This is a genomic window from Aeromonas sp. sif0611, from assembly GCF_019218845.1.
Taxonomy (GTDB): domain Bacteria; phylum Pseudomonadota; class Gammaproteobacteria; order Enterobacterales; family Aeromonadaceae; genus Aeromonas; species Aeromonas media.
The window spans coordinates 201,252-211,755 of record NZ_JAHUWU010000007.1 but is presented as its reverse complement, the minus strand read 5'-3'; the positions used below and the strand labels follow the sequence as shown (position 1 = coordinate 211,755).

9 protein-coding genes are annotated in these 10,504 nt (G+C 60.3%); 2 read left to right on the top strand and 7 right to left on the bottom strand.

The genetic code is table 11. The features are described from left to right. Positions 1-176: 176 nt before the first annotated feature. From KW824_RS16840 to ilvY, 3 genes are all read right to left on the bottom strand, one after another. Complete coding sequence (locus KW824_RS16840) at positions 177-2,750, bottom strand: bifunctional acetate--CoA ligase family protein/GNAT family N-acetyltransferase (RefSeq protein WP_218410371.1); 2,574 nt, start codon at positions 2,748-2,750, stop codon at positions 177-179. A 91-nt stretch (positions 2,751-2,841) separates the two neighbouring features. Further along, the gene (locus KW824_RS16835) at positions 2,842-3,033 is read right to left on the bottom strand and encodes a hypothetical protein (protein WP_005323772.1); all 192 of its coding nucleotides are present in this window, start codon (positions 3,031-3,033) and stop codon (positions 2,842-2,844) included. A gap of 102 nt (positions 3,034-3,135) precedes the next feature. Beyond that, entirely contained in the window at positions 3,136-4,029 is an 894-nt protein-coding gene (gene ilvY, locus KW824_RS16830; protein ID WP_218410370.1) for an HTH-type transcriptional activator IlvY, read from the bottom strand. Between the two features lie 223 nt (positions 4,030-4,252). Between ilvY and ilvC the strand changes: the two genes are divergently transcribed. Continuing rightward, positions 4,253-5,734, top strand: coding sequence for a ketol-acid reductoisomerase (gene ilvC, locus KW824_RS16825; protein WP_218410369.1), 1,482 nt, complete (start codon positions 4,253-4,255; stop codon positions 5,732-5,734). A gap of 151 nt (positions 5,735-5,885) precedes the next feature. Here the strand turns inward: ilvC and pgi are convergent, their stop codons facing one another. Then, positions 5,886-7,535 carry a glucose-6-phosphate isomerase gene (gene pgi / locus KW824_RS16820; RefSeq protein WP_218410368.1) on the bottom strand — a complete coding sequence of 550 codons (1,650 nt, stop codon included), beginning with the start codon at positions 7,533-7,535 and terminating at the stop codon, positions 5,886-5,888. Positions 7,536-7,953: 418 nt separating this feature from the next. Here pgi and KW824_RS16815 point away from each other — a divergent pair, with 418 nt between their 5' ends. Beyond that, a complete protein-coding gene (locus tag KW824_RS16815; protein WP_005323764.1) occupies positions 7,954-8,142 on the top strand; it encodes a holin in 189 nt (62 codons plus the stop codon). Between the two features lie 130 nt (positions 8,143-8,272). On the opposite strand, the gene KW824_RS16810 is transcribed toward KW824_RS16815, so the two are convergent. From KW824_RS16810 to dut, 3 genes are all read right to left on the bottom strand, one after another. Further along, positions 8,273-9,109, bottom strand: a complete 837-nt coding sequence (locus KW824_RS16810; protein WP_043128777.1) for a mechanosensitive ion channel domain-containing protein — start codon at positions 9,107-9,109, stop codon at positions 8,273-8,275. A gap of 173 nt (positions 9,110-9,282) precedes the next feature. Then, positions 9,283-9,879 carry a nucleoid occlusion factor SlmA gene (gene slmA, locus KW824_RS16805; protein WP_005323760.1) on the bottom strand — a complete coding sequence of 199 codons (597 nt, stop codon included), beginning with the start codon at positions 9,877-9,879 and terminating at the stop codon, positions 9,283-9,285. 70 nt (positions 9,880-9,949) lie between these two features. Continuing rightward, the gene (dut, locus tag KW824_RS16800; protein ID WP_218410367.1) at positions 9,950-10,408 is read right to left on the bottom strand and encodes a dUTP diphosphatase; all 459 of its coding nucleotides are present in this window, start codon (positions 10,406-10,408) and stop codon (positions 9,950-9,952) included. Positions 10,409-10,504 lie beyond the last annotated feature (96 nt).

Here is a 10,504-nt window from a genome sequence, read left to right as displayed (position 1 = left end):
CCGAACTCAGAAGTGAAACGCGGTAGCGCCGATGGTAGTGTGGCATTCGCCATGCGAGAGTAGGACACTGCCAGGCACCCAATACAAGAAACCCCGCTCACTCGAGCGGGGTTTTTTATTGTCTGACATTCACGGCAGCCATCTATATCTGACTGATTTACAACTGCATCCTATCTTCATCGGCCCTGATCTACACAGGGCAGCACCATATTGACTATGCCGTCTTCCAGCTGGATGTCGATCTGGAAACCCAGCCGTTTGGCCAGGTTGATCATGCCGCGGTTGCTGGGCATGGTCATGCCTGAGAGCTGACCGATGCCACGTTCCCTGGCGTAGCGCACGATTTTCTCCATCATCAACTTGCCAAGCCCCAACCCCTTTAGGTCGGATCGCACCAGGATGGCAAATTCCGCATCGGACTGGTCCGGATTGGAGATGGCGCGCACCACTCCCAGGATCTGCTGGTTGTAGGGCCCATCCTGCCCCACGGCGACGAAGGCCATCTCCCGGTCGTAATCGATTTGGGTCATGCGGGCCAGTTCTTCATGGCCCAGCTCCCCCACGTCGGCGAAGAAGCGCTTGTATCTGTCTTCATCGGAGACCTTGAGCACGAACTGCTTGTGGGCCGGTTCGTCCTCAGGTCGGATCGGGCGCAGCAGCACATGGTTCTGATCTTTCAGCCAGGCCCCCTCCTCCAGTTCGGTGGGATAGGGGCGAATGGCCAGTGGCAGCATCTGGTGCCCTTCTTCCATCAGCACCAGCCTGGCATCCAGGATCACCATCTCTTCACCGCAGGCCTGCAGCGGGTGCAGATCCAACTCCTGGATTTCGGGGAAGGCCAGCAGCAGTTCGGATAGCTGGCACAAGACCTGGCCGAGGGCATCGATATCGAGTCGTACCGGACTGGCCTGTTCGCGGATCTTGCCATTCTTGAGGGCACCGATGATCTGGTAGCGAGCGAGCGCCTGGTTGAGCGGTGGCAGGGCCGCGACCATCTCGTGGGGTTCGGCACCTGACTCCCCGAGCAGGATGACGGGGCCGAACACAGGATCCTGCTGCAAGCGGATCCTCAGCTCCAGACCCCCGCTGCGGCGCGCCATGCGCTGCACCAGCAGCCCTTCTATTCGGGCCCCAGGGTCGTGCTGACGGACCCGGTCCAGGATGGCATCTGCCGCCTGGGCCACTTCCGCCGAGGTGCGTAAGTTCAGCATGACGCCGTGTACCTCGGATTTGTGGGCTATATCCGGTGAGCGCAGCTTAACCGCCACCGGGTAGCCTATCTGCTCCGCGGTCAGCGCCGCTTCGATGGCATCGGAAACGATCCAGGTCGACAGGGTGGAAAGGCCTGCCGCCTGCATGATGGGTTGCGCCAGGTGGGTATCCAGTACCCGTTGTTTGCGATCCAGTGCCTGGTGGAGCAACTGCTGACAGCGCTCGGCATCGAGCCTGTCCCCTTGCAGGGAGGCGGGGGTCTCCATCAACTGCTTCTGGTTGCGGCGGTATTCCACCATGTGCATGAAGGCGGTGACGGCACTCTCCGGAGTACGGTAAGTCGGGATCCCGGCCTCATTGAACAGACGACGTCCTTCTTGGGCCGAGTATTCTCCCGCCCAGTTGGTCAGGATGTTGAAGCGCCTGGCTCTGGGGTGCTGCTTGAGGAAATCGATCAGACTGCTGGCCAGGGTTGCACCGCGAGCGGTGAGGGAGGGGGCATGGATCAGCAGGATGGCATCAGCTTTGTCTCCTTGCAGCAACTCGTCCAGCGCGGTTTTGTAGGCCTCTACATCGGCATCGCTGCCTATATCCAGAGGAAGCATGGCCATCTTGCCGCCGCGCGCCAGCAGCACGTCTGCAGCCATGTTGGCCAGGCCACGCCCGTTGGAGAGGATGGCGAGCCGTTCCCCCTTGAGGGTAAGAGAGTGGCTCAGGGTTTCGACGGTGGCAAACAGCTCATGGGTGTCTCGGACCCGCAGCATTCCGGCCCGGCGGATGGCGGCGTCATAGACGTTGTCGAGGCCGTTGGCCGGATCGTGGCGGCCGCTCTTGAGCACCAGGATGGGCTTGTTGCGAGAGGCGGCACGGGCGGCGGAGAGAAAGTGGCGGGCATCGTGCAGTTTGTCCATGTAGATCAGGATGGCGCGGGTTGTCCCGTCGCGGGAGAGCTGATCCAGCAGCTGGCCGAAGTCGATGTCGCAGTGATCACCAAGCGAAACGAAGGCTGAGAAGCCGAGTTCACGCTGTTTGGCCCAGTCGAGGATGGTGGTACTGACTGCCGCGGATTGCGACAGGAAGGCAACCTGTCCCGGGGTGGCGACAATGGGGGAGAAGCTTGCGTTAATACCCTGCCCAGGCAACAACATACCCATGCTGTTGGGGCCGAGCAGGCGGATGCCGTATTGCTGGCAGAGCTGCCTGAGCCGCTGGCGCTCGTCGCCAGAGAACTGAGCAGCCAGTATGATGGCCGCTCCGGTTCCTTTCTTGCCTAGCTCCTCGATGAGCGGTAGTACCCGTTCGTGCCGGGTGCAGACGATGGCAAGATCCGGGGAGAGGGGCAGGCTGGCGATATCGGGATAAGCGAGCACGCCGGCGATGGCCCGGCTGTGGGGGTTGACCGGCAGTATAGGGCCCTTGAACTGGCCAGCGAGCAGATGCCGGATGACCACATGGCCAGCTTTCTGCGGGTCACTGGAGGCACCGATGACGGCAATCGATTGGGGTTTGAAGAGCCGATCCAGGCCGCTTGGTTTCATGGGCACTCCTCGTGACGGCCCCCGGTGGTGAGGGTGACGGATGGTGCCAGTCTAATACGCTTTCGGTGTTCGTTCTGTGACCCATTGCGGATCACGATCGGGTCAGGGCATTGGCACGGAGATAAAATCTCAGCTCACCCTGGATACGCCGCACAGTGGCCAGGTGCCTGTCCTGCACATAGACCTCCTGCTCCCGATCGAGCGGGGTGTGCTGGACTCCGAGGCTCTGCAGATACTCTGCAAACAGGATGGCGCTCTGGATTTCGACAAGATGCTGGCTCACGGCATGGCTCTTTGTGGTGGATGGGTTTACCGGCCAGTGTCCGCTCTTCTCCAGGGCTTTCATACTGACACATTTGACACTGATGTGGGGTCAGCCTCTGGGTCAGCGCAGCCCTCCCTGACCGCGTGCTGTGTCCCAGAAGGCGCGGATCAGCGGCTCTTCCAGCCGCTTCTTGAGCACGGCGATGCCGACATCGAACGGCTTGAGGGCGGGCTTGGGTTCGACGATGCGTACCTTGTCCCCCATGGGGCTGTGGTCGATCACGGCGGCAGGCACCAGCCCCACTCCGAAGCCGAGCGCCACCATGGCGACAATCCCCTCGTTGCCAGCTACCTCGGCATAGATGTTGGGGGCGATCCCCTTGTTGCGAAACCACTGGTCACAGCGTTTGCGAGCCAATCCCTGCTCCGAGAGGATGAGCGGCAGCCGCTCCCAGTCGGGTTCTCCCTGCGAGAACCACTGGCTTGACTGCGGAGCGGCCCGGGGAGCGATAAACACCAGCGGCACCTGCTGCAGGCTTGCAAACTCCAGCTTGGAGGAGAGGGCATCCGGGCGGGCGGCAATGGCCAGATCGGCCTCGTCGGTCAGGATCTTGTCCACCGCCAGCGCAGGGTCGCCGGTCTCCAGCTTGATCTCCAGCTGGGGATAGCGGCGGCGAAAGCGCTCCAGCACCTCGGGCAGCAGGAAGTAGCTGGCGGTGACCGAGCAGAACACCCGCAGCCGACCCTGTAGCGGTTCATCGCTGCGCCTGAGCTCCTGCTTGAGCCGCCGCCACTCCTGCAGCAGGCTGCCACCGAACTCCCTCAGCTTCTCTCCCGCCGGGGTGAGCCGTACGCTGCGGTTGTCCCGTTCGAACAGCACGCAGCCGGTCTCCTGCTCCAACCGCTGGATGGCGCGGCTCAGGGTGGAGGGGCTGACCGCCATGGCGTCGGCGCTCTTGCCGAAGTGGAGGGAGTTGGCGAGGTGGAGAAACAGTTCGAGATTGCGAAGGTCCATCTTTGAATTCCTGCAGCGGCGCTTGTGCCGACCATATATCGTCAGGCCGCAAGCCCCTGAGATGCACCAGGTGGGAAAACGGCCTGAGAATGCCAAGAGTCACATTTCAATTTCTGCAACGTACTGTTTCGAATATATCAGTTCAGGCAATAAGTGTCCCGCGCTATAGTGGTTTGGACAACGCCGCTACCCGGCATGGAATCAATCGAACGGAGCAATCACCATGGCTAACTATTTCAACACCTTGAACCTGCGTCAGCAGTTGGCCCAGCTGGGCAAGTGTCGTTTCATGCAGCGCGAGGAGTTCGCTGACGGTTGTGCGACGCTCAAGGGCAAGAAGGTGGTGATTGTGGGCTGTGGCGCCCAGGGTCTGAACCAGGGCCTGAACATGCGCGACTCCGGGCTGGATATCTCCTATGCCCTGCGCAAGGCCGCCATCACCGAGAAGCGCGCCTCCTGGCAGAAAGCCACCGACAACGGCTTTGTCGTTGGTACCTATGAAGATCTGATCCCGACCGCCGATCTGGTACTGAACCTGACCCCGGACAAGCAGCACTCCGACGTGGTGAAGACCGTCATGCCGCTGATGAAGCAGGGTGCCGCCCTGGGTTATTCCCATGGTTTCAACGTGGTGGAAGAGGGTCAGCAGATCCGTGCCGACATCACCGTCGTCATGGTGGCACCCAAGTGCCCGGGTACCGAGGTACGTGAAGAGTACAAGCGTGGCTTCGGCGTACCGACCCTGATCGCCGTTCACCCTGAGAACGATCCCCAGGGCGAAGGCATGGCCATTGCCAAGGCGTGGGCCTCCGCCACCGGCGGCGACCGTGCTGGCGTGCTGGAATCCTCCTTCGTGGCGGAAGTCAAATCCGACCTGATGGGCGAGCAGACCATCCTGTGCGGCATGCTGCAGGCCGGTTCCCTGCTCTGCTACGACAAGCTGGTTGCCGAGGGCACTGACCCGGCCTACGCCGGCAAGCTGATCCAGTTCGGCTGGGAAACCATCACCGAGGCCCTGAAGCAGGGCGGCATAAGCCTGATGATGGACCGTCTGTCCAACCCGGCCAAGCTGCGCGCCTTCGAGCTCTCCGAGCAGCTGCGCACCCTGATGCGTCCGCTGTTCGAGAAGCACATGGATGACATCATCGCCGGCGAGTTCTCCCGCGGCATGATGGCCGACTGGGCCGAAGACGATGCCAAGCTGTTCGGCTGGCGCGAAGAGACCGGCAAGTCCGCCTTCGAGAATGCCCCTGCCTATTCGGGCAAGATTGCCGAGCAGGAGTATTTCGACAATGGCGTGGTCATGGTGGCCATGGTCAAGGCGGGTGTCGAGCTGGCGTTCGAAACCATGGTGGCCTCCGGCATCTATGAAGAGTCCGCCTACTACGAATCCCTGCACGAGCTGCCTCTGATCGCCAACACAGTCGCTCGCAAGCGTCTGTACGAGATGAACGTGGTCATCTCAGATACCGCAGAGTACGGCAACTACCTGTTCGCCAACGCCGCCGTGCCGCTGCTGCGCGAACACTTTATGCCGACCCTGCAAGCGGGGGACTTGGGTAGCGCCCGTGCCGAGAGCAAGGCCGTGGACAACCAGGCACTGCTGGCCGCGAACGAAGCGACCCGCAATCACCCCATCGAGAAGATCGGCCAGACCCTGCGCGGCTATATGAAAGACATGAAGCGCATCGCCGTCGGCGGTTAATGCTAGCGATGTAAGGGCGGGGGTGACGATCCCCGTCTTCTGGCTGGCTTAGACACCTGGCCAGATCTCCACAGAATGGCAACGCTGGCTCCCGGCAATAAAAAGCCCCGCTCTATGAGCGGGGCTTTCGCATTCAGAAAGAACTGGAAAATCAGGCCTTCCAGGATTTCCAGGTGTTGATCAGACCGTTGGTGGAGCAGTCGTGGCTGGTGACAGTCTCGGCGGTGGTCAGCTCCGGAAGGATCTTGTTGGCCAGCTGTTTGCCCAGCTCCACGCCCCACTGATCGAAGCTGAAGATGTTCCAGATTGCGCCCTGTACGAAGATCTTGTGCTCGTACATGGCGATCAGGGCACCCAGGGTTTTCGGGGTCAGGCTCTTGAACAGGATGGAATTGGTCGGGCGGTTGCCTTCGAACACCTTGAACGGCACCAGATCCTTGACCTGCTCCAGGGTTTTGCCAGCGGCCAGGAACTCGGCTTCGACCTGTTCCTTGCTCTTGCCGAACGCCAGCGCCTCGGTCTGGGCGAAGAAGTTGGCCAGCAGTTTCGGGTGGTGGTCGCCGATGGGGTTGTGGCTGATGGCCGGTGCCAGGAAGTCACAAGGGATCAGCTTGGTGCCCTGGTGGATCAGCTGGTAGAAGGCGTGCTGGCCGTTGGTGCCCGGCTCACCCCAGATGATGGGGCCGGTCTGGTAGTCAACCGGTTTGCCGTTGCGATCCACGTACTTGCCGTTGGATTCCATGTTGCCCTGCTGGAAGTAGGCCGGGAAGCGGTGCATGTACTGATCGTACGGCAGGATGGCTTCGGACTCGGCACCGTAGAAGTTGTTGTACCACAGGCCGATCAGCGCCAGCAGCACCGGCACGTTCTGCTCATAGGAGGCAGTGGCAAAGTGCATGTCCATCTCGAAGGCGCCTTGCAGCAGGGCTTCGAAGTTTTCAAAACCGACGGACAGGGCGATGGGCATGCCGATGGCGGACCAGGAGGAGTAGCGACCGCCAACCCAGTCCCAGAACTCGAACATGTTGTTGGTGTCGATGCCGAACTCGGCCACGGCCTTGCCGTTGGTGGAGAGCGCAGCGAAGTGCTTGGCAACGTGGGCCTTGTCACCGGCGATGTTGATGAACCAGTCGCGGGCGGTCAGGGCGTTGGTCATGGTCTCCTGGGTGGTGAAGGTCTTGGAGGCCACCAGGAACAGGGTGGTTTCCGGATCGATTTTCTTCAGGGTCTCGGCGATGTGGGTGCCATCGACGTTGGAGACGAAGTGCATCTGCAGGTGATTTTTGTAGGGGCGCAGCGCCTCGGTGATCATCACAGGGCCGAGATCGGAGCCACCGATACCGATGTTGACCACGTGCTGGATCGCCTTGCCGGTGTAGCCTTTCCACTCGCCTGAGATGATCTTCTCGCAGAAGCCTTTCATCTTGGCCAGTACGGCGTTCACTTCCGGCATCACATCCTTGCCATCGCTTTCGATGGGGCGGTCGGAGCGATTGCGCAGGGCCACGTGCAGTACGGAGCGCCCTTCAGTCATGTTGATCTTCTCGCCATTGAACATGGCATCGATCGCGCTGCGAAGATCGGTCTCTTTGGCCAGATCAACCAGCAACTTGAGGGTCTCCTCGGTGATCAGGTTCTTGGAGTAGTCGACCAGGATGTCGCCTTGATAGGTGAGGGAGAACTTGTCGAAACGCTGGGGATCCTGGGCGAACAGATCTTTCAGCCGGGTTTCTTTGTTCGCTGCAAAGTGGGCTTCCAGCGCCTGCCAGGCCTGGGTCTGGGTTGGATTGATGTTTTTCATAGGATTATCAGTCTTCCAAGTTGTGTATGAACCTTGCAGGCAAGGCTCCCGCCAAACCTTATTATTCGAGCATTATACCGGGCCCATTGCGCGGCCCATGTAACAGAGCTTTACCAATTGTCTGCCATCGAAGGAGTTTACAACCAAAACGCTGCGATTATGAGTCACTCATGGCCAGGGGATCTTGAGTTTGCTCATACTTCACCCGGCTTGCACGGGTTGAAAGGGCTTTCATCTATGGCTGGTCGCGACTTGCTGCCTGGCAAGTTCGTGTTACAGCTAAAGGGGTATCTGACAGCCGCTTTTTGGCTCGTTTTATGAGCAGGCGCAAATTGTCAGGGTTGGGTCTTGGCTAGCATATGAGCCGAATGGACGAGATCTCCCAGGGATGGCCACTGTCTGGAATGAGGAGATCGCAATGAAAGCTGTGTTGTCCCTGTTTGCCCTGAGCCTGATCGCCACCGGCCTCATCGGTCTGCTGACCATGGTACTGACCAGTGCGGCGCCTACCTTGCCGTTACGGGTGCTGGCGGTGATCGGTGCGGTGCTGGGGGGTTATGTGTTGGTGCAACCGCTGCTCAACCGGGTCGCACGCCGACTGGTGTAGTGGCGCCGATCCCTGTTTGCTGAGAACAAAGTCCGGCCCACATGGCCGGATTTTTTATGTTCGTCAGCGGGGGCCGGAAATGATAATGCCAGCCCGGAGGCTGGCATTATGCGTTGCAGCGGAACCGTGATCACGCCTGCGGTTTTTGCATGTGCATCACCATCTGGGGGAAGGGGATCTCGACGCCTTCGGCATCGAAGGTCAGTTTCACCTTCTCGTGGAAGTCGAACCAGACACCCCAGTAATCGCCCGTCTTGACCCAGGGACGCACCACGATATTGACCGAGGAGTCGGCCAGTGCAGCGACGGCGATGACGGCTTCCGGGTCTTTCAGGATGCGCGGGTCCTCGTTCACCAGTCGCTCCAGGATCTGCTTGGCCTTGCGCAGGTCGGAGCCGTAGCCGATGCCGAAGGTCATGTCGACCCGGCGGGTATCCATGCGCGAGTAGTTGACGATGGTGCCGTTGAGGATGGCGGAGTTCGGCACCACCACCATCTTGTTGTCACCGGAAGTGAGGGTGGTGGTGAACAGCTGGACGGATTGCACCACGCCATTGGTGCCGGCCACCTCGATGAATTCACCGGCCTTGATGGGGCGGAAGATGATCAGCAGGAAACCGGCGGCGAAGTTGGAGAGCGAACCCTGCAGCGCCAGACCGATGGCCAGACCGGCAGCACCGATAATGGCAACGAAGGAGGCGGTCTGGACTCCGACCCGGCCCAGGGCGGCGATCACTACGAACACCAGGATGGTGTACTTGAGGATGCTGCCGACGAAGTGGGTGACTGTGGTATCCAGCTTGCGGGTCTGCATCACCTTGACCACGGCACTGCTGATGAGGTTGGCGGCGATGTAACCGATCAGCAGGGTGAGCAGGGCGGCGGCGATGTTGACCGCGTACTCGATGATCAGCCCCTGGTTGTTGACCAGCCAGGTCTGCGCTTCGGTAATGATCTCGGGTTCCATAGGATGTCCTGTTGATATGAAGGTTTATGGCGCATGAATCTAACATCGGAACGCGACAGCCTGGGTCGCATCTGATACTCGTCTCTCTTTTGTGCCACAAAAAGCAAGGGAGGCCAAGGCCTCCCTCTTAGTCGCAACCCCTATGGTGTATGAGGCGCATGTGATGTATGAACTCAGCTCTGTAGAAGTTGGCTACGCATAAACTGCCACTGATCCTCGAACCCGGCGGTGGGCTTGAGCTTGAACTCGGAGCGGACGAACTGGCTGATGCGGCCCTCGGCATAGGCCAGCAGCAGGTTGGCCAGCATGGTCTCATCGAGCTGGAAGCCTTGGCCTTCCCGCAGACGCTTCTCTCTCAGTGCCTGCTTGAGCTGGGTCTCCAGCTTGTCAAACAGGGCGCTGATGCGATCCCGCAGCCGATCGTGCTCGCCAAGCAGGGCATCGCCGTTGAGGATGCGGGTGATGCCGGGATTACGCTCGGCGAACACCAGCAGCAGCTGCAGTATATGGTGGCAGCGGGCCATGGTGTCCTTCTCTTCGGCCATGATCAGGTTGACCCGTGACAGCAGGGAATCCTCGATAAAGTCGATCAGCCCCTCGAACATCCGCGCCTTGCTCGGAAAGTGTCGATAGAGGGCCGCCTCGGACACACCTACCTCGGCCGCGAGGCGCGCCGTGGTGATGCGCTGGCCCGGACTGGTTTCCAGCATGTGGGCGAGTGCCTGCAGGATCTGATCGCGCCGACTCTGTTTCTGGTTACTGCTTGCCATGGATTCCCCTAAAAAAACAATGGCTTGATTCTGTTATTAGACACAAACCCCAAGGGGCTGTGTGGTCTTGTTATTGGCGACCAGAAGAACCAAACCCGCCTTCACCCCGTTCACTCTGATTGAATTCGTCGACCAGCTGGAAGCTGGCCTGCACCACGGGCAGGATCACCAGCTGGGCGATGCGTTCGCCGGGCTGCATGGTGAAGCTGTCGTTGCCGCGATTCCAGACTGAGACCATCAGCTGGCCCTGGTAGTCGGAATCGATGAGGCCGACCAGGTTGCCGAGCACTATGCCGTGCTTATGACCCAGGCCGGAGCGGGGCAAGATGGTGGCGCACAGACCCGGATCCTGAATGTGGATGGCGAGCCCGGTCGGCACTAGCGTGGTGTCGCCCGGCGCCAGCGTGATCGGTGCATCCAGCAGGGCGCGCAGATCCATACCGGCGGAACCCGGGGTGGCGTAGGCAGGCAGCGGGAAGTCGGTGCCGATGCGGGCATCCAGGATTTTCAGTTCAATTTGTGTGTTCATAAATCGTTTTTCAGTTGGATCGCCAGGGGCGATCGAGTGGTTCAGCGGGTGCTTGTGTGGGCACTCGCATGTTCAATACGATCCGTGTCGCCACGA